Here is a 25,324-nt window from a genome sequence, read left to right as displayed (position 1 = left end):
GTAGTAAAAAACGGTAGAATAAGGGGCTTTGCAATCTGGTGTTGCAAAGCCCCTTATTCTGTCTCGTCGGTGTTCGGGGAACAGCGTGCCATGATGCATTGCTAGCGTGCCGTTGCCTCGAATTGGCTGTTGTACAGGTCGGCATAGAAGCCGTGTTTTGCGATCGGCTCGTCATGGCTGCTCTGCTCGATAATGGTTCCGTGGTTCATTACAAGGATGCGGTCCACGTTCCGAATGGTGGAGAGGCGATGCGCGATGATGACGCTGGTCCGGCCCGCATCAGCGTCTCCATGGCCTTCTGTATCTCCAATTCGGTGCGGGTGTCTCCACTGGAAGTGGCCTCGTTCAAAATCAGAATGGTCGGATTCGCCAGAATCGCCCGAGCGATGGTCAGCAGTTGCTCATGTGTGCCGATTCCGGCTACGCATCCCTCATCCAGAACGCGCAAGGACGGGCACAAAAAGAACAAGTACATCTATCTGACCGTTTTCGGCAGGGAGCTCGCCGACGGCATCATGAAGCCGTTGGCCGAGGCCGAGGGGGGCGTTTGGAGCATTGACCGCGGAGGAACAGGATGTGTCTCTACCGCTGTTCCGCAAATACGCCGATGCGCTGGGCGTCTTTATCGGGAATATCACGAAGCGGCGGTAGCGCATCTGCATGAGTGCCATCACCGTTTCGCGGCGCGTGCGGCGGCGGTGATTCGTCACTGCTTCGCCGCCGACGGATTGGCGACTTGTTCTGTTGGTGGTGGTGTCGAGGCCAGCATGACGCGAGGCGTAAGGCACGGCGAGCTGTACAACGATGTAAAAAGACGGTATAATACATCGATGTAAATCAACCCTCATCAAGGGAGAACCTTATGTTGAATACGTATTCCCTGCTGTGCTATACGCGTGAAGCCACCAGTCGCGAGGAAGCGAACAACGAGGACATCGCGTACAGCATGCATTTGGCGTTGCGTTTCGGGAACGGCGATGATTCCGAATGGCAGCCGCTCAATGAGAATTACGGCATTTTCTTTGCCGCTGGCGTGCCCATCGCGGCGGCAGCTGGAGAACCTCGGCGCGCCTGCACCGCCGCGGCGCATTGTGCGGTCGACCCGTTCGACGCTCCTCGTCAGGCTTCCGACGCCGTAAGCCACGGTGCGGTCATGCCGGGTGTGGACATCGTGCTGAAATCGTTGAAGGATCCGTTCCTGTTCCGTCTTGCGGATGGACGGTTCGGCATCGCAGCCACTCGCACCGATCGCGGCGGCGCACCGGATGGCTCCGAACGATCTGCGTTTTTAGTGGCGGTCAGCCGTGACCTGACATCGTTTGAGCAGTTGGGGCTGGTGCGGTTGCGCACGGACAGCGGAGTCAACCGCGTCTCTGTTGCGTACCAGGCGGCCTTTGATCGCTACGTCATCTCCTGGATCGGAGACAATGGGGAGTCATATGCCGCGCAGACGGGCGATATCACGGCGGAGGCAGGTTCGGAGGATCTGCTCGACGTCGTACGGGAGGCGCGGCCGCAAGAGCTTCGATATACCGGCGATTGCGGTATCGCCAATGCCGTACCGGGCAATGTCATTCCCATCAGCGAAACGGAAGCGAAGCGTTTGACGGAACGGTTCGGGCGCATCCGCAACGTTGGCGCGTCCGTTCCGGCGCAACATGCCGACTCGGCCTTGCGCGGGGAAGCCGCGAAGGCCTCGATACTGGCGTTGGGTGCGACTCGTGCCGAACTCGCCTACAGCGATGGTTCCCGGGGAACGCGTGCGGTGGACTGGGACGCGGCGCAGCTTGAAGCCCTGGCCAGCGAAGCCGCCGAAGGAACATTCGAGGCCGGCCAGACCCGTACCATTGCAGGCCGCATTCGCCAGACGATCTATCCGGTGCCGTTTGCTGTGGAACGGGCCGATCCTTCGGTGTTCGCATGGAACTATAACGGAAAGCCGATGTTCATGTTCATCGCCACCGACGATACCGACGGCAATTGTGTGGACCCGCATGAGGGCCGCACCCACATGCCGTTGCGCATCGCGGATTCCATCGAGGCACTGTCCGACGAGGCCGGCGGTCGCGCCCGGGAGATCGATCTGCTCAAGTGCGGCGATCTCAATTCGGAAGGCCGTCGCATGACTGGCTGCTTCTGGGCGCCGGAACTGCATGTGATTGGCGGGAAACTGAGCATTCTGTTCATGCCCTGTTTCGACGGGCCGGATCGCAATCCTGATGGCACGCCGAACGACCGCGCCGGCAAACCCGACATGTGGACCGGCAGCTGCCATATCATGCAGCTCAAGCAGCATGCCGATGGCACCGATTTCGATCCGCGCGAGCCTCGGAACTGGACGGTTCCTGAGCCGATTCTCGATTCGGATGGCGGTATGCTTAACCCCGTCCAACGCATTTCGCTCGACATGACCGTTATCTCCGACTCCGGCCGCTGGTACTACGCGTGGCAGCAGGTCGGCAGCATCTGGATCGCCGGCTTCGACCCATCCTGCCCGTCGCGGCTCACCAGCAGGCCCAGGCAGATCGTCGTACCGGAATTCGCGTGGGACAACATGATCGCCGAGGGGCCGAACGCCATCGTCCACGAGGGTAGGATCTTCCTGATCTATTCCGGTTCGCTGGTCGGCATCGACTACACGACGGGCCTTGTTGCGGCTCCAGCCGGAGCCAATGCCGATTTGACCGACCCTGCAGCATGGACGAAACTCGATTATCCGCTGCAGAAATCCGGCGTGTACAACGGCCGTTGGCAGCTTGGCACCGGTCATGGCATGTGGTCGCACGACGAGGACGGCAATCTCATTTATGTGTTCCATAACGCCGAGTATGAGAACGGGTGTTACGGCGGTCGTGACGCACAGGTGCGGCGCGTGCATTGGTCCGCGGAAGGCATGCCGATTTTGGATATGCAGTCAGATGAGGAACTTGACCCGAGTTATGCTGATATAACGATGGAAATTACCGCTCGCTGACATTCGGCGCCAAAGGCGCCTGTACGAGAGGCGGGTGGTAGGGAAGGGAGAAAGGTATGGTAAAGAAGACTGGCGGCAACGTCGAACATGTGGTGACTATGCGGGACGTTGCCAAGGCGGCCGGCATGTCGGTCAAAACGGTCTCGAATGTGGTCAACGATTATGAATTCGTTTCGCAGGCCACGCGAGACAAGGTCAACAAGGCGATCGCCGAACTCGGCTATACGCTGAATATGTCGGCACGTAACCTACGAAAGGGCCAGACCGGCATCATCGGTCTGGCCATTCCCGATCTGCAGATGCCGTATTTCGCGCAGCTGTCGTCGCTGATCATTGCGGAAGCTAAGAAGGTGGGGCTGCGTGTCATTGTGGAGCCGACGCAGTATTCGCGCGAAGGCGAGCTCGAGGCGTTGCACGGCACTCAACAGACGATGCTCGATGGGCTGATCTATTCACCACTGGAGCTTGGGCAGGATGACGTCGACCAGCTGAACGTGGAGTATCCGTTGGTGCTGATCGGTGAGCGCATCTTCACCGATGCCGTCGATCACATCGCCACGGAGAACGTGGAGGGGGCCAAGCGCGCCACCCAGTATCTGCTGAAGACCGGCTGCCGGCATGTGGCGGTAGTTGGCGTGCATCCGGGGGAGAAGGTCGGTTCTGCGGCTTTGCGCTATCGGGGATATTTGGAAGCGCTAGAAGAGTTCGGCGTGGATTTCGACGATAGATTGGTGGCGGCGTCGATTATGTGGCACCGCAGCGACGGCGTAAGGGCCATGAACGCACTGCTGGATTCCGGAGTCGATGTTGACGGCGTCGTCGCGTTGAACGATATGCTTGCCTCTGGTGTGATGCATGCGATTCAGATGCGCGGTCTGCGCATCCCCGAAGATGTTTCCGTGGTCGGTTTTGATAATTCCGATGATTCTCAGTTTCTTTCTCCCTCGCTGACTTCGATTGCGCCTGGGCTTGAAGCGGTCGCCCGTCTGTCGGTGAAAGTGCTCAAGGAACGCATCGATGGCCATGACCCGAACGCCGGGTGTCCAGGGAAAAAGATATTCCGTAAGGTCTCCTCGTCTTTGGTGGTGCGGCAGTCCACTAGGCAACTGGGCGACTCCCTGATTTTCTGAAGGGGACATCAACCGCCACGTAAAGGCGGTTTCCGGCGGAATCTCACACTTTGGTATCCTCACGCAGTGGCATGAGCCTATGACGCTGCTGCGCGAGGATACGCGGTTCTGCCATATGAATTCTGCAGAATGACTCGCCGAGTTGTTACAACGTTGTAAGAATGATATATTCAACGTTGTAAATACTGGAACATCGGATTGGAAAGGACTGAACATGGGTGTTTACCATAATCCGATCGTGCTTCAGCGCGCGGACCCCTGGGTAATCAAGGAAAACGGCGAATACTATTTCACCGCTTCAGATCCGGAATACAATTACATCGCCATTCGCCATGCGTCAAGCATCAACGATCTGCAAAAGGCCCCCGAGACGGTGGTGTGGCGTAAGCACGAATCCGGTCCGGCGAGCATCTACATCTGGGCTCCCGAGCTGCATCGCATCAACGGCGCGTGGTACATCTACTTCGCAGGCGCAGCGACGGATTTCGAAGCGTCCGGCCTGCCGACGCACCGCATATTCGTGCTGGAGAACACCGATGACGACCCGACCTCCGACAACTGGGTGGAGAAGGGGCAGGTCATCACTCCGATTGATTCCTTCGCACTCGACGCCACCACCGAAGTGATCGATGGCGTGCAGTATCTGGTATGGGCGCAGAAGGACCCCGCCATCGAGGGCAACTCCAACCTGTATATCGCAAGGATGGCCAATCCGTGGACGCTGGGCAGCGAGCCCGTCATGCTCACCAAGCCGGAATACGATTGGGAATGCATCGACTTCCTGGTCAACGAGGGGCCGGCCTTCCTGCTTCATGGGAACAAGATCTACATCACGTACTCCGCCTCCGGCACCGGCGTTCCATACGCCGTGGGGCTGCTGACCGCCAAGCGTGGCAGCGACCTGCTGGACAAGGCTTCCTGGAGCAAGAGCCCGGTGCCGGTGTTCAAGACCTGCGCCGAGAACGGTCAGTATGGCCCAGGGCACAATTCGTTCACCAAGTCCGAGGATGGCACTGAAGACCTGATGATCTACCACTGCCGTAACTATACGGAAATCAAGGGCGACCCGCTGTTCGACCCGAACCGCCACGCGCGTGTCGGGGTGGTCAGGTGGACCGCGGACGGCCCGGATTTCGGCGTGCCGGAACCTGATGATCTGTGGACTCCCACCACTACGGACGTACTGCCGGCCGATGGCGGCCCGTTTGCCGGGACACCTGCGACGCGTTGACCTGGCAGGCAATGCCGACGAGTGGTGCTCATAACTGAATATTGCAAGAGAAGCCGCCGATGCTGTCGGAGTGTCACAAACTTGTACAACGATAGAAAAAGCGGTATAGTCAAAATTACAACGTTATAAAAGGCGTAGGTGCCTGAATTGTTCGGGGAGTGTGTTCTCCTCGGATGGCAACGTAAAACGGATCATTGAGGATCCGTGAATAAGAAGGAAGGTAACAATGTCTCTCTCAAAGCGTGTTACGGGACTGCGGCGCTTCGCAAAGGCCGCGGTCGCGGTATGCGCATCGCTGGGCCTCGTGTTTGCGGTCGGCGGCTGCGGTGCCGCTTCCGCCGGCGAAAGTAAGACTTTGTATTTCTGGAATGGTCTCGTGGGCGATGACGGCCCGGCCATGCAGCGTATCATCAAGGAATACAACAAGCATAGCGAGTACAAGGTCGTGTTCCAGCCGATGAACGGCAACGATCTGACCACGAAGATCTACTCCGTGATGCAGACCGGCAAGAACATCCCCGACCTCATCATCGCCGATCAGTTCCAGACGGCAGTGCTGCAGTCCCAGGGGTTGCTCAACACCATGGACGACTGGCAGAAGGTCGCTCCCGAACTGAAGGAAAGCAACTTCCTGCCGGCCACATGGAAGGGCGTCACCATCGGCGGCAAGACCTATGGCATTCCGCTGTACCTGTATCAGATGGCCATCTACTATAACAAGGAGCTGGTCAAGAAGTACAACCTGCAGTACATTCTGGACGACGGCTATGTGACCATCGACGAGATCAAGAGCCTTAAAGGCAAGCTCCCCAAGGACGTGTATGGTCTGACCTATGGCAATCTGCCGTGGGCGTTCATGTCGCTGCTGTACGGTGCCGGAGGCACGCTCGAAAACGACATGGACGACCTGACCAAAGATGCGTGGCGCAAGCCGATGCAGAAGCTCAAGGACGCATACGACACCGGGGTAGTGGCCCCGATGGACGTCGACGGCGAGCAGGCGTTCGGTTCCGGCAAGGCCGTGTTCGCGCAGCTTGGCACCTGGGCGCAGGGCAATATGTCCGATACGTTGGGCGCCGACAAGATCGCCGAGGCCAATACGCTGCAATACGACGCCGACAACCCGGTGAACTTCTTCTACCAGTGCAACTGGATGCAGCTCAAGGACCCGCATCGTTCCGCGGCGAAATCCGCGGCGGCGGCTGACTTCGTCAACTATGTGTACGAGCACTGGATGGATTGGGCGGAAGTCGGCTCCATCTCCCCGGCCTACCGCGATCTGAACAATCCGGAGTACCAGAAGCTCATCCAGGCGTCCTTCACCAATGGCAAGAAGGAACGCGACGCTATCAAGACCTCCAACTATCTGTATGGCGGCTACGCGACCGCCGGTTGGGGCACATACAACGACATCGTCTACGGCAATGTCGGTCTTGAGGAAGGTCTGAAGACCCTCGACCTCATGGCCCAGGGCCAAATCGAGATTCAGGAGGAATCGTGATGAGCAAAACATCTACGATCGGATCCGCAGCATCATCCATGAAACGCAAAAACTCCATCTGGCATGCTCTGCCGTACATCGCACCGCACTTCATCATCTTCGCGGTGTTCGGCATCATCCCGATTATCTTCGGCATCGGGCTGGCATTCACCCGTTGGAACATGGTCGGCTCTCCGCAATTCGTCGGGCTGCAGAACTTCGCGAAGATCTTCGATCCCAGCACCTACTTCTACTCGATCTTCTGGCGTGACCTCTGGCATACCCTGATCTTCGTGCTGATCAGCGTGCCGCTGACCATCATCGTGCCGCTGCTGCTTGCCGTGGCGCTCGGCAAAAAGGGACTCAAGGGCGCCGGGCTGTTCCAAGCAATCTTCTACATCCCCGGTCTGATCTCCATCGCCGCCGGCGCACTGGTCTGGCGCATGGTCTTCAACTCCCAGTTCGGTCTGCTGAACACCACCTTCCACACCGACATCAACTGGCTGGGCAATAACCCATACGCATGGATCACCATCTTCGTGCTTGTGCTGTGGGCTGGCATCGGCGGCAACCTCGTCATCTACCGTTCCGCGCTGTCCGGTGTGGACGAAAGCCTGTACGAGGCGGCAAAGGTGGACGGTGCGGGTCCTATCAGGATCTTCTTCTCCATCACTCTGCCGGAGATCAAGCTGCCGCTGTTTTACACCACCATCATGACCACCACCGGTGCGTTCAACGTGTGGGGCCAGCCGGTCATGCTGACCAACGGCGGGCCGAACTACCAGACGCAGGTGCTGCTGATGGATATTCGAAACCTCGCATTCCCCGCCGGTCCTGCAGCCGCAGGCATGGCTTCCGCAATGGCATTGCTGTTGGGCATCATCCTGATGGCCATTGCCGCAATCCAGCTCATCTTCATGAACAAGGAGGACTGACGATGTCCGCTGCAACAATGCAAGCCTCGCGTCCGGTAATTCCAGAAAACAAAACGAAGAAAATAAGCCCTTCGCTGATCGCGGTCTATGTGCTGCTCATCGTGCTGGCGGTCGTATGGCTCCTGCCGGTGATCTACACCGTGACGACATCGTTCAAGTCGGTCGCCGAATTCACCTCCAACGCGTTCAACTTCCTGCCGGCGAAGTGGGTGCTCGACAACTACGTGACGCTGATCGAGGCGTCCGCCAGTTACCCGGTCCTGAACTGGCTCGGCAACTCGCTGGTCATCTCGACCGTGTTCGCGGTGCTGTCCGTGTGCATCGTCGCACTCGCCGGTTTCGGCTACTCGCGACTGAACTTCAAATACCGTGACACGATTTTCTTCGTCCTGCTGCTCATCTCGATGTTCCCCGCCGTGGTCAACATGATCCCGCAGTACCGCATCATCGCCTCCCTGGGCTGGGTCAACACCTACTGGGCCTGCATCGTGCCGGGTCTGGGCAACGTGGCGAACATCTTCTTGGTGCGCAACTTCATGAAGGGCATCCCGAAGGAACTGGATGAGGCGGCCGAGATCGACGGCGCCTCCGACTTCCAGATCTTCACCCGCATCATGCTGCCGGCCATTCGCCCGATCCTGATCGTCATTTTCCTGTTCAGCTTCACCGGCGCCTGGAACGACTTCCTGTGGCCGACCTTGGTGTTCAACGACATCAACAAGATGCCGGTCACGGCAGGTCTGCAGCTGCTGAGCAACCAGATGGGCCAGTACAACCAGATGGGCTCCCTGATGGCGGCCACCTGCATGGCCATAGTCCCGACGCTCCTGCTGTTCCTGTTCGCGCAGCGGTACTTCCTGCAGTCGCTGAACATCACTTCCGGTCTGAAGGGCTGAGCCGCTTCGGATATGGCACAAGGATTGGGTCTGCTATCGGAAACGAGCAGTCCCAATCCTTCCCTTTTCCATCGTTGAAATGATAGTATCGCCAAGTCGGCAAACGGAAAGGAACACTATGAATTCGCAAAGCAATGGCGCTTGCCTGCCGGCCCCGTTGGCACGTAAGGCCGAACGGGTGCTGATGATCGTTGCCGCCTCCTATAACGTGATCATGGCGTCTGTCACGCTGTTCATGTTCGGCAGCTGGTTCAAGGGGCGGGCATACGATGTGCTGGAACGCAACGGCATGCTGCAGACGGACTATTCCGCGGTGGACAACGCTTCGACGGTGACAAATATCTACGCTCTGCTGGTGCTGATCGTTGGCATCGTCAGTCTCATCACGGCCATGCGTTGCCTCGCTCCGGGAACCGTCAATCGGTGGGTGATCATCTGGCTGGTGATTGTCATGGTCTTCTCCCTCGGAACCATGGATCTGATCGGACTCGCATTGTATTCCGTCACTCTGGCGATCTATCTTGCCCGCAACAAGGCCGTTGCCGCGCAGCAGGATGCGATTCGTAAAGCGATTCAGGTCCGCAGATAGCGACACGACGGTTATTCACAGTATTCAAAACAACATACGGAAACGCAAAGGACAGTACATGACTGACAAACTCATTGCAACGCTCGATAAGGCGGGCGTACGCAACATCAGCACCGACCTGTGGGGCATCTTCTTCGAAGACATCAGCTATTCCGGCGACGGTGGTCTCAACGCCGATCTCGTGCAGAACGGAGCCTTCGAATACTGCCGTGCTGACAATGTGGATTGGAGCAGCTACAGCTTCTGGCGCAAGATCGTGCCGGAGGGATCGTTTGCGGCTTTCTGCGTGCGTGACGGCGATCCGGTGGCGATCGAAAACCCGCATTATGCGAGCATCGAGATCGAACACGCCCCGGCTGCGTTGGACAACACCGGCTGGGACGGCATGGTGTTCCGAGCGGGGGAGACCTATGATTTCTCCGCCTGGCTGCGCCTGCAGTCCGGTGTGGCGGTGCCGTTGACCGTATCGCTGCGCAACGATGACGGCGACAGCATCGCCGAAACCACCATCGACATTGAACATGCGGCATGGACGAAATGCGAAGCGTCGCTGACCGTGCCGGCGAACAGCGACGGCACGGGGGCGGAACCCGGTTCGGTGGTGGCCAGACAGGGTGCTCTGCGACTGAGCTTCGGGGCCGAAGGCGTTGTGGATCTCGATTTCGTCACCCTTGAGCCGCGCACCACGTACCGGGGGCTCAAGCACTTCCGTCCTGACCTGGTGAAGGCCCTTGCCGATCTGCACCCGAGGTTCATGCGCTTCCCGGGCGGCTGCATCACCCACGGTCTCGGCATGGATAACATGTACCACTGGGATCGCACCATCGGGCCGGTGGAGCATCGACCGCACAACTTCAACTTGTGGGGCTACCATCAGTCGTTCCGCATCGGCTACTACGAATACCTGTGCCTGTGCGAGACCATTGGTGCCAAGCCGTTGCCGGTGCTGCCCGCCGCGGTAAGCTGCCAGAACACCAGCCAGGGGCCGGTGCCAGTCGCCCAGGAGGATATGCCCGCCTACATCGATGAGGTACTGCATCTCATCGAATTCTGCAACGGAGACGCCGAAACCACCGAATGGGGTGCCAAACGAGCCGCCATGGGTCATCCGGAGCCATTCGCACTCGAATACCTGGGCATCGGCAATGAGGACCTCATCGATGATGTGTTCAAGAACCGTTTCCAGCAGATCTTCGATGCGGTCAAAGCCGCCTATCCCGACATCGTCGTCGTCGGCACCGTCGGCACGGCGCCCAGCGGCCCGGATTATGAAGCAGGCTGGCGGTATGCGCGTGAAGCCGGCATCCCGATTGTGGACGAGCATTCCTACCAGTCGTCCAGCTGGTGGTTCCACAATCTCGACCACTACGACCATATCGAGAGAAAGGGGCCGAAGGTCTATCTCGGCGAATACGGCTCTTGGGATACGCAGCTCATCAACGGCCTGTCCGAAGCGGCCTTCATGGGCCGTATGGAACTCAACGGCGACGTGGTGGCCATGGCCTCCTATGCCCCGTTGTTCGCAAAAAACGGTCATCACAGCTGGGATCCGGATCTCATCTACTTCGACAACGAACGCACCTATCTGCCGTATAGCTACTGGGTGCAGCAGATGTACGCCGCTACCACCGCAGACACCGCGTGGCCAGTCGGTGTGGAAGGGGCGACCACGTTCCGCCGCAACCTGCCGGACGGCATCAGGCTACGCGTCGAGGGCGGTGCAAGAGCCGATTTGAATGATCTCGTCGTCACCACCGCGTCTGGGGCGCGGGTCGAACTCGGCGATGTGCAGTACCGGGGCAGCACCATGGACTTGCCCGTCGATCTGCATGCCGATTCGTACTGCATCGATGCGACGGTGGTGTATTACGAAGGTAAGTGGGGCATACAGTTCGTCAGCGGGGACATCGACGGGAAGAACCATAATGTCACTTCCCTGGGGCGCGGCCATGAAGTGAAAGTGGTACGTGATGGCACCGCTTACGCGCTCGGCGGCACCGAATGGTCCATGAACGACGTGCAGCCGGGCACTACATGGCGTATGCACGTCGAGATAGCGGATCGTGGACAGTCCATGAAGCTGTACATCGATGGAACGCTTGTCGCCGAAGGAACGGAGACCAAAGACGAGCCAAGACGCACCATCACCGTATCGCGTAGCGGCGAACGAGGGGAGACCTATGTGCGTGTGGTCAATGCCATGGCTGAACCGGCCGAAGTGGATATCAGCCGGATTCTTGCCGCATTGGACGTCTCCTCGGAGTCCGCGGCGGGTGCGACAGCCACCATTCTGACGGGCGAAGACCCGTATGCCGGTCGGGCCGGCGAGGAATCGCCCACCAGCCCAGTCAAAACCGTGGTGGATCTAACCGGTGGAGTCTATGCTGCGCCGGCCTGGTCGTTCTCCACCATCGTCATCGGCGACTAGGCGGATGGCAGTTTGCGGAACCAAATCCGCCTGATGCAAGCCAGAGGATGCAACGGAAACGATCATCCGTCTGTGTGACGTTCTGATGGGAAAGCCCCGCAATGCGTGGTGTGAACCGCCACCCCGATTGTTGGACTGAAAGAAATTCAGATTCGATGATCGGAGGTGCGGTTCTTTCGTATGCGTGAGGATCGAAGGAGACGTTACGACGACGGGTTCCGGCGCGAGGCGCTGGAACTCATCAAGGCCGGAGCCGGCAAGGACACGCTCGCCAGACGGCGCCAGATACGACTCGAGGGACACGCCCCGGAGGAGTTCCGGAGCATGTCCCTCGCGGTCTAGGGCTGTATCCTAATTAACAACGTCCAACAAACGGGGCGCAGTTCAGTGCATTGCGGGGCTTTCCCATCAGAGTCGATTTCCGCCGCTGGAAACTGTTTAGAGAATTACAGTTCGGAGGCGGCGCCACTGTCGATGAGCCAAAGCAGTTCCTCGCCGTCGGCGTAGGAGCTTGGGGCGTGCGGGTTGTTCCGCTGGGCGAAGGCGGCCTTGACCGCGCCCGCCTTGCGCTCTTCGGAGGTGAACACCCACGTGTGCTTCGAACGGGCGATCATCGGCACGGTCAGCGTCAGTCGCAGCGGCGGCGGCTTCGGCGAATCGCGCACGCCCGCCACCAGTACGTGGGGGTCGGCGATCTCGGATTCGCCATGGTCGGGGAACAAGGATGCGAAATGCGCGTCCGGTCCCATGCCGAACATTGCGATATCCAATGCCGGATTTTCTCCCAGCTGCGCAGTCAGCTCACGCTGGTATTCGGCGGCGGCTTCGGCCAGCACCGCATCGGTCTGTTCGGGGGAGGCCGCCGCAATCTCGGTGGCGCTACGGGTGTCGGCAGGCATCGCATGGACGTTCCCGGCAGGCATGCGTCCATCTTCCACAAGCGCACCGTACCAGGCTTCGCGAGCCTGCTTCGCATTGCGGTCGTCGTCATCGGCCGCCACGAAGCGTTCGTCGCCCCACCACACGTGCACGCGGCTCCAGTCCACGGCATCGTTCAACGGACTGGCATTCGTCGCGGCGAATACACGGTTGCCGTCGGTGCCGCCCGTCACGGCGATATCCACGCGGGTCCGCCCCGGTTCGGCCAGCAGGTCGATGATGGTCAGCAGCGTGCGTGCGGCCACGGCCTCGGCCAGCACCTGCGGGTTCGGATAGACGATGGTCTTGCGTTCTGTCACGTTTGTTCCTTTGATAGACGTTCTTGATACAAGCGGTATCGGCTTTGGCACGCCGACTACCGCTTGGGCTTGACGAGCTCCAAGCCTTGCGAGACGACCTCGCTGTAGATCTCGTCGGGGTAGAGGCGCCCAAGCTCCTCGCTCAGGCATTCCTCAAGCGTTCGCGCGGGTACGCTGATGGTCTGCGGCGACTGGCCGGGCACGCTGATCACGGCGAACCCGTCGTCCGTGGAGGGGCGTTCCAGGCTCAGCACGCCGTCGCCGCGCGTCAGGTACACGCCGGTGACGGCGGTGGCGTTCGGATCCTCCTCGATCATCACCGGCACGTTCAGCCGCAGGCGCAGCCATGCGGCCAGCAGATCCAACGGCAGGTAGTCCTTCTGCCCGGTCACGCGCACATTGCTCACCGGCAGGTGCGGCGGCTGGTCGAGCATCGAGGCGATCATCGCGCGCCATATGGTCAGACGCGTCCACGACATGTCCACGTCTTTGGCGGAGCGGTTGCGGCGCAGATCGTCCATCGTGCGCTGCGGGTTCGAGGAATGCATCGCGTCGGTGATGCGGCTGCTGGCCATGGATCCGAGCAGATCCTTCGACAGGTTCGCCGGCGCTTCGTTCGGCCACCACGCCACCACCGGCGCGTCGGGTACGAGCAACGGGATCACCAGGGTGTCGGCATGGCGAACCAGCCCGCCGCGTGGGCGCAGCACGATGATCTCTCCCGCGCCGGCGTCGGAGCCAAAACGGATCTCGGCGTCGAGGAAGGTGGGATGCTCCTCTTCAGGCGTGATCTTGCGGCTGCTTGGCGCGACCGCGATCACACGGCAGGGGTGCTCGCGGCTCGCATTGTTGGCTACCTCGAGATCATGCTCGAGATCGGACTCATTGGTGGAGATGAGCAGGGTGAGCACACGGCCCAATGCCGCCTCGCCGCGCTCCTCGTGCAGTTCGTCGATTTTCGCCGAGATCTCACGCGTCTCGGTGTCTTGCAAGGTAATGATCACGGCATCCTCCAACGGTGTCCATCGCGGGCGAGCATTTCAACGGCCTCCTCGGGGCCCCACGTGCCGGAACGGTATGGTTGCGGCTGGCCGAGCGTGGACCAGAACTCCTCGATCGGGTCGAGGATCTTCCACGAGAGGTTGACCTCCTCTGTGGTGGGGAACAGCGGCGGGTCGCCCAGCAGCACATCGAGGATCAGACGTTCGTAGGCCTCGGGCGAGGATTCGGTGAACGAACGGCCGTAGCCGAAGTCCATCGACACATCGCGCACCTCCATCGACGTGCCGCCCGGCACCTTCGCGCCGAAACGCATGGTCACGCCCTCGTCGGGCTGCACGCGGATCACGATGGCGTTCTTGCCGAGCTCCTTGGTGGCGGTCGATTCGAACGGCAGGTGCGGGGCGCGTTTGAACACCACGGCGATTTCCGTGACGCGCTTGCCCAGGCGTTTGCCGGTACGCAGATAGAACGGCACGCCGGCCCAGCGGCGGGTGTCGACGTCCAGGCGAATCGCGGCATAGGTCTCGGTGGTGGACTCGGGGTCGATGCCCTTCTCGTCCAGATAGCCGACCACCTCGTGCGAACCCTGCCAGCCGGCGGCGTACTGGCCTCGCGCGGTGTGCGCAGCCAGATCCTTGGGCAGGCGGACGGCGGAAAGCACCTTGGTCTTCTCGGCGGTCAGGTCGGCGGCGGAGAAGGAGACGGGCTCCTCCATGGCGGTCAATGCCATGAGCTGCAGCAGATGGTTCTGGATGATGTCTCGCGCGGCGCCGATGCCGTCGTAGTAGCCGGCACGTCCCGCCACGCCGATGTCCTCGGCATGCGTGATCTGCACATGGTCGACGTAGTTGTTGTTCCAGATCGGCTCGTACATGGCATTGGCGAAACGCAACGCCAGGATGTTCTGCACGGTCTCCTTGCCCAGATAATGGTCGATGCGGAACACGCTCGACGGGTCGAACACTTCGGAGACCACGCGGTCGAGCTCCTTGGCGCTGGCCAGGTCGTGGCCGAACGGCTTTTCGATGATGACACGGCGCCATGCGCCCTGTGAGGATTTCGCTAGGCCGCAGTCGGCCAGCTGACGGGAGACCTGCGGGAAGGCGCGCGGCGGCACGGACATGTAGAACGCGTGATTGCCGCGCGTACCGCGGTCGCGGTCAAGCTCGGCCACGGTGTCGGACAGGCGTTCGAATGCCTGCGGGTCGTCGAAGGTGCCCTGCACGAAGCGGATGCCCGAGGCAAGCTGCTTCCAGGTCGATTCCTTGAACGGCGTGCGGCAGTGCGCCTGCACGTTCTCCTTGACGAAATCCTTGAAATGGTCTTCGGTCCAGTCACGGCGTGCGAACCCCGTCAGACCGAAGCTCGGCGGCAGCAGGCCGCGGTTGGCCAGATCATAGATTGCGGGAAGCAGCTTCTTGCGGGACAGATCGCCGGTCACGCCGAAGATCACGATGCTGCATGGGCCTGCGATGCGCGGCAGACGCAGATCGCGAGGGTCGCGCAGCGGGTTCGACCACGAGTCCGTGTCGAATGCGGTTGAAACGGTTTGAGTCATGCGACACATACTAGCCCCATGACCGCACCCGATGCTGCGATAATCCGCATGTCGCATGCGTTGTCGTGTTTCCCGGCGAGAACGTAACGATTCCGTGGGAAAAGCGAACAGCATCGCAGTCCGTATAGTCCACTGGTCGCCTAGGCTGATTGGAGGAACGATATGGACTCAAGTCAGGGGAGTGGATGCAGGGGAGTGGATGATGGATATTCGCGTATTGAAGTAGCTCCTCGCGTCGCCATTCCTGAAACAGGCGAACGGATCGCCGCAATCCCTGCATGAAGGCAATGGCATGTGCGGGCCGACATCAATGCGCCCGTCACCAGACTCAACCTGTTCATCGGCGGCGCACCGCTCTACTACCGTCCATCCAAGCGGCCCGTCACGAAACCAGCCGACGCATAAGCGGCCGCACAGTTCGCTACGGGCGAACATGCCGTTTGACTTCAAGTCGACTCGAAGTTCTACCGTAAAAACGCAAACGACCGCTGCCATAACGACGTGATTGGCGATCCACGAGTAAAACAACACAGGGAAGGAACGGAACCAATCCATGACGCACTATCTCGATAACATCAACGGACCAGCCGACCTCAAAACCCTCGACCGTAGCCAACTGCCGGCGCTCGCCGACGAGATCAGGCAGGCGCTCATCACCAAGGTCGGCGTCACGGGCGGCCACATGGGGCCGAACCTGGGTGTGGTGGAGGCGACCATCGCCATGCATTACGTGTTCGATTCGCCCAAGGACAAGTTCATCTGGGACGTGTCGCACCAGTCCTACACACATAAGATCCTGACCGGGCGCAAACAGGCGTTCCTCGACCCGGCCCACTACCACGACCTTTCCGGCTATACGAGCCCGCAGGAAAGCGAACACGACCATTTCGTGGTAGGGCACACCGGCACTTCCATCTCCATGGCGGTGGGCATGGCCAAGGGGCGTGACCTGTGCGGGCGCACGGAGAACGTCATCGCGTTCATCGGCGACGGCTCGCTCAGCGAAGGCGAAGCGCTCGAAGGCCTCGACAACGCGGGCGAGATGACCACCAACCTCATCATCATCGTCAACGACAACGAGATGTCCATCGCTCCGAACCACGGCGGCATCTACAAGGGGCTTGCCGAACTGCGCGCCACCAACGGCGCATCCGAGCACAACCTGTTCCGTGATTTCGGTCTCGACTACCGGTATGTGGAGGACGGCAACGATGCCAACGCGCTGATCGACGCGCTCGTCGAAGTCAAGGACATCGACCATCCGGTGGTGGTGCACATTCACACCGACAAGGGACATGGCCTGGAGCGAGTGAACGCCACGCGCGAGGCGAAGGAATCCGGGCACTGGATGCTGCCACAATCCGTGCAGGACGCCATGGTAGAGGCCGGACCGGTGGAGGATTACGCGAGTGTGTCCCGCGACTACCTGTTGAACAAGATGAAGCGAGACAGGCGCGTGGTGGTGCTGTCCGCTGGCACGCCGGGCAACGGCGGGTTCGGCCCGAAGGAGCGTGAGCAGGCGGGCGACCAGTTCGTGGACGTCGGCATCGCCGAACAGCATGCGGTGGCGGCGATCTCCGGCATCGCCAAGGCGGGCGGCAAGCCCGTGTATGAGGTGACGTCCACGTTCCTGCAGCGCGCCTATGACCAGTTGCAGCAGGATCTGGCGTTGCAAGGCACCGCGGCGACCATCATCGCGGCAGGGTTCGGCGACGCCATCGGGCCGGGCGACAATACGCATTCCAACATCTTCGACATCGCCATGACGAACACCATCCCCGGCCTGACCGGTCTCGCGCCGGCGACTAAGGAGGAGTATCTGGCCATGCTCGACTGGTCCATCGACCATGCTGGCAGGCCTGTCGTGATCGCCGAACCCGGCACCCTGACCCGTGAAACCGATCTCGCGCTCACGCCGGAGGAGCCCGTGGCCGCGCCGTTCACCGATGGCGATCTGAAATACCGCACCATCGTGAAGGGGGCCAAGGTCGCGATCCTCGCACTCGGCAACTTCCTGCCATTGGGTCTCAAGGTGCGCGAGACGCTGGCGCAGTCAGGCATTGGCGCCACCGTGATCGACCCGCGCGTCTACTCCGACCTCGATGTCGCCGCGCTCGGCGTGTTGAAGGACGACCATGACGTGGTCGTGACACTGGAGGACGGCGCCTTGGTCGGTGGCTTCGGCGAGCGCATCGCCGCCTACTACGGCTCCTCCGATATGAAGGTGCTCACCTATGGCGCGCATAAGGAACTCACCGACCGTGAGCCCACGGAGACGCTGTATGCGCGTTACCGTCTCAATCCTGAGCAGATTGTTCAGGATGTGCTTGAGGTGTTGCGCTGACGGATCGGGTATTCGGCTCGCCGCCGTTCATGAACGCGGCGAGCCGGCGGGTGACGGCTCGAGGGAGCAGTCGTTCCGCAAGTGCGCCCGCCCTGGTGAGTGGGCCATGGTAGGCGAGTGTGGTGCCGCGCATCATCCTGCGGTAGGCGTATGCCGCCAACTGGTGTGCGCTGGCCGGCCTGGTCATGGTGAAGAAGTTGCGTCCGTGCATGTTGGCGGCCTTGGCGAAACCGGTGGTGGTCGGCCCGGGGCATACGCAGGTCACCGTCACACCCGTATCGCGTAGCTCGTAGGCTACGGCTTCCGACAGCGAGCGCACGAACGCCTTCGAGGCGAAGTAGACCGCCATGTAGGGGCCGGCCATCATCGAGGCGACCGATGATATGTTGAGGATTCTGCCGTGCCCGGCGCGGCGCATGTCGCGGCCATAGCGGTAGGTGAGTTCGGCGAGCGCCTCCATGTTGAGACGCATCATTTCCTGTTGGCGGCTCCAATCGGCATCGAGATATCCGGTCCAATCCGCGAAGCCGGCGTTGTTGACCAGATATTCGATGGAGATTCCATGTGACGTGGTGAAGTCATGCAGCCTTTGCGGTGCGTCCGGTTCGCTCAGATCGGCGGCGAATACCACGACCCGCACCTGGTATTGCTGTTTCAATGCGGTTTGTACGGTGTTGAGGCGTTCTTGGCTCCGCGCCGTGATCACTATGTCGTAGCCGTTTGCCGCGAACAGTGACGCCAGTTCGCGGCCGATGCCGCTGGATGCCCCGGTGATGAGTGCGTATGCCATATCAACCTCGCCGTCGATGAGTGCCGTTGCTTCCAGTGTAGAGGCGTCGGGCCGGGAGCAGGGGATCGATGGCGCAATGCGGTCGGGCGATAGTATGGGATGCGGGCGTTGCATGTATTTGTGGAGGTGGAGAGGGGTATGGAAATCCGTACGCTGCGTAATTTCATCGCGGTGGTGCAGGAGGAGGGTGTCACCGCCGCCGCCGACGTGTTGCGTGTCAGCCAGCCGGCTCTGTCGCGTCAGATCAAAGGGCTTGAGAGCGAAATGGGGGCGATGCTGTTCATACGCGGTACCCGCGGTCGGCCTCTGGAACTGACGCATGAGGGGCGGCTGCTGTACCGTCGCGCATGTGAGATCGTGGAGCTCGCCGACCGCACCAGGTCGGAGATCGCCTCGGGCGAGGATATCGAGGGCGACGTGCATGTGGCCGCGGCGCAATCCGTGGTCATGGACGTGCTGGCCAAGGCTGCTGTGCGCGTGCGCGAACTGCACCTCGGCGTACGCATCCAGCTGCACGACGATTATGGGGAGAACATCGTGGAACGGCTTGACAACGGGCTTGCCGACTTCGGCGTACTGGTGCAGCCGTCCGATATGAGCCGCTACGACCATCTGCCGTTGCCGGGAGGCGACCGTATGGGGCTGCTGATGCGCCCGGATCATCCGTTGGCCGTAAAAAACGGTATAACGCCGGACGACCTGCAGGACCTGCCGTTGATCATACCCAAGGGGGCGCTCGTCAGACGTGACCTGTCGGGCTGGTATGGCGTGAATCTGCGGCCGTTCGATATCATCGGCACCATGAACCTGACCTATAACGCCAGCCGGTTCGTGCGAGCAGGCTACGGTTGCGCGCTGTCGCTCGAAGGTCTGATCGACACCGGCGAGCGCAGCGGGCTGACGTTCCGCCCGCTCGAACCGGTGTTGCGCGCTTCGCTGAGCATGGCGTGGAAGAAGAATCAGCCACTCACCCCGCCGGCCCGGGCATTCCTCGACTGTGTGCGCGAAGTGGCGAGCGAACCCGGCGAATAGGCCGCTGCCGTGGCTTGCCCGCTAGGCGTGGTACGTGTTCAGCCCTTCGAGGAAGCGAGTGAGCCCTTCGACCATGCGTGCGCGGGGGCAGGCCACGTTGATACGCACGAAGTCATGGCCGTTGCCACCGTATTCGGAGCCTTGCGAGAACATTACCTTGCACTCATGTTTCAGATAGTCGCACAACGCGTCGGTGTCATGCGTGATGGCCGAGCAGTCGACCCACAGCAGGTAGGTGGCGTGGCCTTCGACCATGATGATGCGTCGGCCGGCTGGCGCGGAGGCGTTGTATTCGTCGAACATCGAGCGTGCGACCGTCTTGTTGCCGGCCAGGTAGGCGCGCAGTTCGTCCAACCATGGTTCGCCTTCGGTGAACGCGGCCAGTGTGGCACTCATGGCGAACGCGTTCGGCTCGGCCACCTCGTCGGTGTTCAGCGCCCTCCACACCTTGTGTCGCAACACCGGATCCGGAATCATCACGGCCGCGGAGTTGAGCCCCGCGATGTTGAAGGTCTTGGTCGGTGCCATGCAGGTCACCGAGTTCATCGCGCAATGCTCGCTCACCGAGGCGAACGGCACGTATGCGAAACCCGGGTCGGTCAGATCGCAGTGGATCTCGTCGCTGATCACCGTCACATGATGCTCCCAGCACAGCTCTCCGATACGCTCCAGGGTCTCGCGATCCCAGATGCGGTCGATTGGATTGTGCGGGTTGCATAGGATCATCAACGTGGTCTGCGGGTCGGCGAGCTTCGCCTCAAGATCGGTCCAATCGATCGCATAATGGCCCTCGCCGTCGTAGACAAGCGGGGATTCGAGCACCCGACAGCCGTTGTTGAGAATCGAATTGAAGAAGATGTTGTAGACCGGCGTCTGGATGAGCACGTTCTCGTTCGGCGTGGTGAGTTTCCTGACCATGCTGGAAATCGCCGGCACCACACCGGTGCAGAACACCAGCCATTGCGGATCAACGGCGAGGCCATGCCGCCTGCCCCACCAGTCCACATACGCCCGGTTCCACTCGGATGGCACGATCGAATAGCCGAACACACCATGCTCGACGCGCCGGCGCAGCGCCTTGCGGATCTCCGGCGCGGTCTGGAAATCCATATCCGCCACCCACATAGGCAGCGCATCTCCCGCCTCCTCCCATTTGAGCGAGTAGGTGCCGGAACGGTCAATCGGAGTATCGAAATCATAGGTCATGACGGTAATCCTACTGCTGCGAAGCATTCCGTGCCGTTGCCGCGGTCACGATCGTCGTCGCCGACGGATCGACCCTTTCCGGGTCAAGCGTCAATTCGCCGATCGCATCGGCCCGGATCATGCCTGCACTCGGATTGAGCACGCTGTCGATCGTGCCACGCACATCCGCATCCACCGTGGAATACTCGAACGCCAGCGTCGTATTGATCAGACGGCAGTTGCGCAACACCAGATTATCCACATAACACAATCCCTGCAGACTCTCAATCGTGCAGTTCTCGAACGTCACGTTGCGCGAATTCCACGCCAAGTACTCGCCCGAAATGAACGAGTCACGCACCGTCACGTTCTCACAGTTCCAGAAGCAATCCTTCGAAATCAGCCGGGAATGAGAGATCTCCACGTCATGCGCGCCATCGAATGGATAATTACCCACCAGACGCAGATTATCGGCCTTCACATCCGCGCAGTTCATCGCCAGATAATCGCCATGCGCGCTCACATTCTCCAAACGCACACCACTGCACGACCACAACGTCTCCTCGGCATTGGGAAAATCCACATTACGCAACACCACATCATGACAGCGGCGGAAATTCTTCGGCGCCTCGATCGTCGAATCCTCAACCACAATATGATCCGTATACCACACGCCGGCACGCCCCATCTCGAACCACGTGCAATCACGCGCCACCACATTCCGGCAATACCACAACGGATACTTCCACTTGAACGAACTCTCCACCAGCTCGATATCACACGCATGCTTCAACGGCGACTCGCCATCGGCGAAAACAGTATCGACATACCGACGCTTCCGCGCAAAGAACTCGGCGCGCTCGCCGGTGAGAAACGCTTGCCGGATCTCGGTCATGCCATCGGTGTCAGTGGTATCAGTGGTGTCTTGGATGCTGTTCAACATGTGCTCCTTCATATGTTCCGTTGCATAAAATAGAAACTTCAAGTACTTGAAGTCAAACGGGGAGTCATGTTCCTTCCAAACGAACATGACTCCCCATTGCTTCCAGCTACAGCGGCAACGCCGGTATAGCCGAGATGGCCGAGGCGGACGGCCGGATCGGTCAGGCGGTAAGCGCCGCCGGATACTTGGCCACGGCGGCATCAATCTGCTCGTCGGTGGCAGTGGCCACACCCTGGATAAGGAACGGCTTCAAATATGTGGCATGCGTATGACGGAACGTGGTCTCGAACGGCGACAGCAGCTCCTCCATGGTGCGCACATGGGACCCCTCGCGCGTATACGATTCGGCCGGAGAACCAGTGGACACCGCCACCATGAACTCCTTACCCTCCAACGCACGACCGCCGGCATACGCCCAACCGGCCTTCAGCACGGCATCCTCCCACTGCTTGAGCAACGCAGGGGAGCTGTACCAGTAGAACGGGAACTGCAGCACAATACGGTCATGCGTTTCGATCAGCTCCTGCTCACGCTCCGCATTGATCCGGAAATCCGGGTACGCGGCATACTCGTCAACCACCGTCACATCGCCCGTCTCATTGGCGATATCCATGAGCCTGCGATTGACCTTCGACTTCTCCAAATGCGGGTGGAACACCAGAACAAGCGTCTTCATCCATACTCCTTCCTCAAAGGTTTTCGATAAGCAGCATGATAAAACCCCTCACCTACGCTCGGAGCATAAGATGTCATAAACGACGCCGATACCAGTGAAGGCGTTTAACGAAAACGGCCAACCTAAGATGACCGAAGACCAAACAAAAACCCACAGACATGCCGGAAAGGAGCAGACACTTGGCCTCGAACGCGCGCAAAAGCACAACGTGCGTCATCAAAGCCCTCACAACCGCATTGCCCAGACTACATGCTACTCATCCAACTCGTGTTCTAACCCCACCACACAGCCAACCCCACACATTCCATATCGTGAGAAGTAACACGGCAATACGATTGGTCGACTTACGCTGTTCCATAGCCATCAAGGAGAAAAGCCTTCGCGGTTAATGGCTACAACAGACAAATCAGTCAACCAAGAGAGAGCATAATGACAAGCGCAACTAGTACTGCCGGCGCTCGCGTCCCTGCGCCCGGCAAACTGGAGTTTAGGGATGAATACACGCCAGCCGAGGCGGCACGCGTCATCCGCAATTCGAAAGGGCTTCCCGTAGGCGTGAAGCCGAAGATGGTATGGACATGGCCGAAGGCCGTTATCTGGGCCGTGGTGGCGATCGTGTGCGCTGTGGGCTGGTCCGTGCTGGCGGTGTCCCGCGGCGAGGAGATCTCCGCCATCTGGTTCGTGGTGGTGGCACTGTGCTCCTATGCGATCGCCTACCGCTTCTACGCGTATTACATTCAGATCAAAATCATGCGCACCAACGACGCGAACGCCACGCCGGCCGAACGCGTACACGACGGTGCCAACTTCGAGCGTACCGACCGTCGCGTGCTCTTCGGCCAGCATTTTGCCGGCATCTCCGGTGCTGGCCCGCTTGTCGGCCCGATTCTCGCCGCGCAGATGGGCTACCTGCCATCCACCATGTGGATTATCCTGGGCGTGATTTTCGCCGGTGCGGTGCAGGATATGCTGATGCTGTGGATTTCCGCCAAGCGTCGTGGTCGTTCCTTCGGTCAGATGGCCACCGACGAAATGGGCAAGTTCGGCGGCACCATCCTCTCCGTGTTCCTGGTGGTCATGACGGCCATCGCCATGGCATTCCTCGCCTTGGTCGCAGTCAAGGCTATGGCCTCCTCGCCGTGGGCGGTGTTCTCCATCGGCATGACCATTCCGATCGCTCTGATCATGGGTTGCTATCAGCGTTTCCTGCGCCCCGGTCGCGTGATCGAAACCACTGTTCTCGGTTTCGTGCTGCTCGTCATCGATATCGTTGCCGGCGGCTACATCGCCGATTCGCCGACGCTTGCGCCGATTTTCACACTGACCGGTAAGCAGCTCGTCATCGCCCTGGTCATCTACTCCTTCGCGGCAGCGGCGTTGCCGCACTGGCTGCTCGTCACCCCGCGTGACTACCTGTCCACCCTGATGAAAATCGGCACGCTGATCCTTCTCGTCATCGGCATTCTCATTGCCAGCCCGATGGTCAAGGTTCCCGCCATCACCGAACTGGCCGGCATGGCCAACGGTCCGACCTTCTCCGGCAACCTGTTCCCGTTCCTGTTCATCACCATCGCCTGTGGTGCACTGTCAGGCTTCCATGGTGCGGTGAGCTCCGGCCTGACCCCGAAGGCCCTGGAGAAGGAAAACCAGATCCGTATGATCGGCTACGGCTCCATGCTGGTCGAGTCCTTCACCGCCATTATCGCTCTGATCGCGGCCATCACCGTCTCCCAGGGTGTGTACTTCTCCACCAACATGTCCGCTCTGCAGATCTCCAAGGCCTCAGGTGTGACGGTCTCCGCAACCTCCACGCCACAGGAGCAGGCCGATGCCGCAGTCAAGGCCGTCAACTCCATGAAGGTCAGCAACATCAAAGGCGAGCAGATGAAGGTCACCTGGGATTCCGTCGACGAGAACGGCAACGCCAAGACCTATGAGGGGTCCGAAGCGCTTGAGAAGGCCGCCTCCGACATCGGTGAGAAAACCATCGTCTCGCGTACCGGCGGCGCCACCACCTTCGCCATGGGCATGGCCAGCTTCCTGAAGTCCTTCCTCGGCGGGCACAATGCCATGGCCTTCTGGTACCACTTCGCCATCATGTTCGAAGCGTTGTTCATCCTCACCACCGTCGACAACGGCACCCGTGTGGCTCGTTACCAGATCGGCGAACTGCTCGGCAATGTGCGCAAGCTCGAAAAGTTCGCCGATCCGACATGGAAGGTCGGCAACGTGATTACCACGCTGATCGCCGTGGCACTGTGGGGCTCCATGCTGTGGATGGGCGTGGCCGACACGAACGGCGGCATCAATGCCATGGTCCCGATCTTCGGCATCTCCAACCAGCTGCTTGCCGCGGCCTGCTTCGTGCTCGTAACCGTGTGTGTCGCCAAGCTCGGCTACAAGAAGTACCTATGGATTCCGATCGTCCCGCTCGTATGGGATGTGGCGGTGACCTTCACCGCCGACTTCCAGAAGATCTTCGGGCCATTGAGCTATTTCACCGTAGCGGCGAACTACAAGGCTCAGATCGCTAGCGGTGCCTTAAGCGGCGAGGCACTGACCAACGCCAAGGCGGCACTGTCCAACGCGTACCTGGACGGATTCCTGTCTGTGTTCTTCATGGTCATGATGGGCATCTTCGTCATCGTCGGCGTGGTGCAGGTCGTGAGGATTCTGGCTCGCGGCAAGTTCGGCGTGGAGACCACCAGCGAGGAACCGTTCGTTGAATCCGAATGGTTCGCCCCGACCAGCCTGGTGGCCACCAAACTGGAGAAGAAGGTGCAGCGCGAATACAGCGCCAAGCTGCAGGAGCTGCGCCAGATTGCACAGGCTAACGCCTGATAGCAAACCAGACAGTACAATATCGTCGTTCCGGGTGGCCTCTCACTCGGAA

General features: G+C 60.2%; 19 protein-coding genes and 2 pseudogenes. 12 read left to right on the top strand and 9 right to left on the bottom strand.

The genetic code is table 11. From position 1 onward, the window contains the following. Window positions 1-101: 101 nt before the first annotated feature. Window positions 102-442, bottom strand: a pseudogene (locus tag BBAG_RS08290) (ABC transporter ATP-binding protein); the annotation flags it as partial. Continuing rightward, complete coding sequence (locus BBAG_RS08575; protein WP_167555752.1) at window positions 432-851, bottom strand: hypothetical protein; 420 nt, start codon at window positions 849-851, stop codon at window positions 432-434. The gene BBAG_RS08575 and the pseudogene BBAG_RS08290, both read right to left, overlap by 11 nt. Before the next feature lie 11 nt (window positions 852-862). On the opposite strand from BBAG_RS08575, the gene BBAG_RS04645 reads away from it, so the two are divergent. The 9 genes and pseudogenes from BBAG_RS04645 to BBAG_RS08735 all read left to right on the top strand — a co-directional run. Beyond that, window positions 863-2,974 (top strand): family 43 glycosylhydrolase, encoded by a 2,112-nt coding sequence (locus tag BBAG_RS04645; RefSeq protein ID WP_003826551.1) that lies wholly within the window; start codon window positions 863-865, stop codon window positions 2,972-2,974. A gap of 56 nt (window positions 2,975-3,030) precedes the next feature. Beyond that, window positions 3,031-4,104: a LacI family DNA-binding transcriptional regulator gene (locus BBAG_RS04640; RefSeq protein ID WP_003826550.1), complete on the top strand. Its 1,074-nt coding sequence runs from the start codon at window positions 3,031-3,033 to the stop codon at window positions 4,102-4,104. A gap of 214 nt (window positions 4,105-4,318) precedes the next feature. Beyond that, the gene (locus BBAG_RS04635; RefSeq protein WP_003826549.1) at window positions 4,319-5,335 is read left to right on the top strand and encodes a glycoside hydrolase family 43 protein; all 1,017 of its coding nucleotides are present in this window, start codon (window positions 4,319-4,321) and stop codon (window positions 5,333-5,335) included. Window positions 5,336-5,561: 226 nt separating this feature from the next. Next, a complete protein-coding gene (locus tag BBAG_RS04630) occupies window positions 5,562-6,836 on the top strand; it encodes an ABC transporter substrate-binding protein (RefSeq protein ID WP_003826547.1) in 1,275 nt (424 codons plus the stop codon). Then, entirely contained in the window at window positions 6,836-7,750 is a 915-nt protein-coding gene (locus BBAG_RS04625) for a carbohydrate ABC transporter permease (protein WP_231855841.1), read from the top strand. Before BBAG_RS04630 ends, BBAG_RS04625 begins: the two co-directional genes overlap by 1 nt. A 2-nt stretch (window positions 7,751-7,752) precedes the next feature. Beyond that, window positions 7,753-8,646, top strand: a complete 894-nt coding sequence (locus BBAG_RS04620) for a carbohydrate ABC transporter permease (RefSeq protein ID WP_033508106.1) — start codon at window positions 7,753-7,755, stop codon at window positions 8,644-8,646. Between the two features lie 118 nt (window positions 8,647-8,764). Next, window positions 8,765-9,235 carry a hypothetical protein gene (locus BBAG_RS04615; RefSeq protein WP_003826542.1) on the top strand — a complete coding sequence of 157 codons (471 nt, stop codon included), beginning with the start codon at window positions 8,765-8,767 and terminating at the stop codon, window positions 9,233-9,235. Window positions 9,236-9,293: 58 nt separating this feature from the next. Next, on the top strand, window positions 9,294-11,663 hold the full coding sequence (locus BBAG_RS04610) for an alpha-L-arabinofuranosidase C-terminal domain-containing protein (RefSeq protein ID WP_047750110.1): 2,370 nt from the start codon (window positions 9,294-9,296) through the stop codon (window positions 11,661-11,663). A 180-nt stretch (window positions 11,664-11,843) separates the two neighbouring features. Next, a pseudogene (locus tag BBAG_RS08735) lies at window positions 11,844-11,942 on the top strand (IS3 family transposase); the annotation flags it as partial. Between the two features lie 167 nt (window positions 11,943-12,109). Here BBAG_RS08735 and pgl read toward each other — a convergent pair. From pgl to zwf, 3 genes are read right to left on the bottom strand one after another with little or no spacing between them, the layout of a single operon-like run. Continuing rightward, the gene (gene pgl / locus BBAG_RS04600) at window positions 12,110-12,901 is read right to left on the bottom strand and encodes a 6-phosphogluconolactonase (RefSeq protein ID WP_003826537.1); all 792 of its coding nucleotides are present in this window, start codon (window positions 12,899-12,901) and stop codon (window positions 12,110-12,112) included. 56 nt (window positions 12,902-12,957) lie between these two features. After that, complete coding sequence (locus BBAG_RS04595; protein WP_033508255.1) at window positions 12,958-13,905, bottom strand: glucose-6-phosphate dehydrogenase assembly protein OpcA; 948 nt, start codon at window positions 13,903-13,905, stop codon at window positions 12,958-12,960. Then, the gene (gene zwf, locus BBAG_RS04590) at window positions 13,902-15,461 is read right to left on the bottom strand and encodes a glucose-6-phosphate dehydrogenase (RefSeq protein ID WP_003826534.1); all 1,560 of its coding nucleotides are present in this window, start codon (window positions 15,459-15,461) and stop codon (window positions 13,902-13,904) included. Before zwf ends, BBAG_RS04595 begins: the two co-directional genes overlap by 4 nt. Before the next feature lie 553 nt (window positions 15,462-16,014). Between zwf and BBAG_RS04585 the strand changes: the two genes are divergently transcribed. Then, a complete protein-coding gene (locus tag BBAG_RS04585; RefSeq protein WP_003826530.1) occupies window positions 16,015-17,805 on the top strand; it encodes a 1-deoxy-D-xylulose-5-phosphate synthase in 1,791 nt (596 codons plus the stop codon). Here the strand turns inward: BBAG_RS04585 and BBAG_RS04580 are convergent. Beyond that, window positions 17,759-18,595 carry an SDR family NAD(P)-dependent oxidoreductase gene (locus BBAG_RS04580; protein ID WP_033508110.1) on the bottom strand — a complete coding sequence of 279 codons (837 nt, stop codon included), beginning with the start codon at window positions 18,593-18,595 and terminating at the stop codon, window positions 17,759-17,761. The two genes, BBAG_RS04585 and BBAG_RS04580, sit on opposite strands and share 47 nt — an antisense overlap. A 138-nt stretch (window positions 18,596-18,733) precedes the next feature. Between BBAG_RS04580 and BBAG_RS04575 the strand changes: the two genes are divergently transcribed. Further along, window positions 18,734-19,627 carry a LysR family transcriptional regulator gene (locus tag BBAG_RS04575; protein WP_033508112.1) on the top strand — a complete coding sequence of 298 codons (894 nt, stop codon included), beginning with the start codon at window positions 18,734-18,736 and terminating at the stop codon, window positions 19,625-19,627. A 21-nt stretch (window positions 19,628-19,648) separates the two neighbouring features. On the opposite strand, the gene BBAG_RS04570 is transcribed toward BBAG_RS04575, so the two are convergent. The 3 genes from BBAG_RS04570 to BBAG_RS04560 all read right to left on the bottom strand — a co-directional run bounded on the left by BBAG_RS04570 (window position 19,649) and on the right by BBAG_RS04560 (window position 22,431). Next, window positions 19,649-20,833, bottom strand: a complete 1,185-nt coding sequence (locus BBAG_RS04570) for a MalY/PatB family protein (RefSeq protein WP_033508114.1) — start codon at window positions 20,831-20,833, stop codon at window positions 19,649-19,651. Window positions 20,834-20,843: 10 nt separating this feature from the next. Further along, window positions 20,844-21,767: a DUF3737 family protein gene (locus BBAG_RS04565; protein WP_033508257.1), complete on the bottom strand. Its 924-nt coding sequence runs from the start codon at window positions 21,765-21,767 to the stop codon at window positions 20,844-20,846. 148 nt (window positions 21,768-21,915) lie between these two features. Then, a complete protein-coding gene (locus tag BBAG_RS04560; RefSeq protein WP_003826523.1) occupies window positions 21,916-22,431 on the bottom strand; it encodes an NAD(P)H-dependent oxidoreductase in 516 nt (171 codons plus the stop codon). A gap of 429 nt (window positions 22,432-22,860) precedes the next feature. Here BBAG_RS04560 and BBAG_RS04555 point away from each other — a divergent pair, with 429 nt between their 5' ends. Beyond that, a complete protein-coding gene (locus BBAG_RS04555; RefSeq protein WP_003826521.1) occupies window positions 22,861-25,272 on the top strand; it encodes a carbon starvation CstA family protein in 2,412 nt (803 codons plus the stop codon). The last annotated feature ends 52 nt before the right edge of the window (window positions 25,273-25,324 follow it).

This window comes from Bifidobacterium angulatum DSM 20098 = JCM 7096 (assembly GCF_001025155.1).
GTDB classification, from domain to species: Bacteria; Actinomycetota; Actinomycetes; order Actinomycetales; family Bifidobacteriaceae; genus Bifidobacterium; species Bifidobacterium angulatum.
This window is presented reverse-complemented; position numbering and strand designations above follow the sequence as displayed.

What these genes read in the sequence shown, in the direction of transcription:
- BBAG_RS04645 (WP_003826551.1), top strand. Translation starts at nt 863, where the DNA reads ATGTTGAATACGTATTCCCTGCTGTGCTATACGCGTGAAGCCACCAGT.
- BBAG_RS04640 (WP_003826550.1), top strand. Translation starts at nt 3,031, where the DNA reads ATGGTAAAGAAGACTGGCGGCAACGTCGAACATGTGGTGACTATGCGG.
- BBAG_RS04635 (WP_003826549.1), top strand. Translation starts at nt 4,319, where the DNA reads ATGGGTGTTTACCATAATCCGATCGTGCTTCAGCGCGCGGACCCCTGG.
- BBAG_RS04630 (WP_003826547.1), top strand. Translation starts at nt 5,562, where the DNA reads ATGTCTCTCTCAAAGCGTGTTACGGGACTGCGGCGCTTCGCAAAGGCC.
- BBAG_RS04625 (WP_231855841.1), top strand. Translation starts at nt 6,836, where the DNA reads ATGAGCAAAACATCTACGATCGGATCCGCAGCATCATCCATGAAACGC.
- BBAG_RS04620 (WP_033508106.1), top strand. Translation starts at nt 7,753, where the DNA reads ATGTCCGCTGCAACAATGCAAGCCTCGCGTCCGGTAATTCCAGAAAAC.
- BBAG_RS04615 (WP_003826542.1), top strand. Translation starts at nt 8,765, where the DNA reads ATGAATTCGCAAAGCAATGGCGCTTGCCTGCCGGCCCCGTTGGCACGT.
- BBAG_RS04610 (WP_047750110.1), top strand. Translation starts at nt 9,294, where the DNA reads ATGACTGACAAACTCATTGCAACGCTCGATAAGGCGGGCGTACGCAAC.
- zwf (WP_003826534.1), bottom strand. Translation starts at nt 15,461, where the DNA reads ATGACTCAAACCGTTTCAACCGCATTCGACACGGACTCGTGGTCGAAC.
- BBAG_RS04585 (WP_003826530.1), top strand. Translation starts at nt 16,015, where the DNA reads ATGACGCACTATCTCGATAACATCAACGGACCAGCCGACCTCAAAACC.
- BBAG_RS04580 (WP_033508110.1), bottom strand. Translation starts at nt 18,595, where the DNA reads ATGGCATACGCACTCATCACCGGGGCATCCAGCGGCATCGGCCGCGAA.
- BBAG_RS04575 (WP_033508112.1), top strand. Translation starts at nt 18,734, where the DNA reads ATGGAAATCCGTACGCTGCGTAATTTCATCGCGGTGGTGCAGGAGGAG.
- BBAG_RS04570 (WP_033508114.1), bottom strand. Translation starts at nt 20,833, where the DNA reads ATGACCTATGATTTCGATACTCCGATTGACCGTTCCGGCACCTACTCG.
- BBAG_RS04565 (WP_033508257.1), bottom strand. Translation starts at nt 21,767, where the DNA reads ATGAAGGAGCACATGTTGAACAGCATCCAAGACACCACTGATACCACT.
- BBAG_RS04560 (WP_003826523.1), bottom strand. Translation starts at nt 22,431, where the DNA reads ATGAAGACGCTTGTTCTGGTGTTCCACCCGCATTTGGAGAAGTCGAAG.
- BBAG_RS04555 (WP_003826521.1), top strand. Translation starts at nt 22,861, where the DNA reads ATGACAAGCGCAACTAGTACTGCCGGCGCTCGCGTCCCTGCGCCCGGC.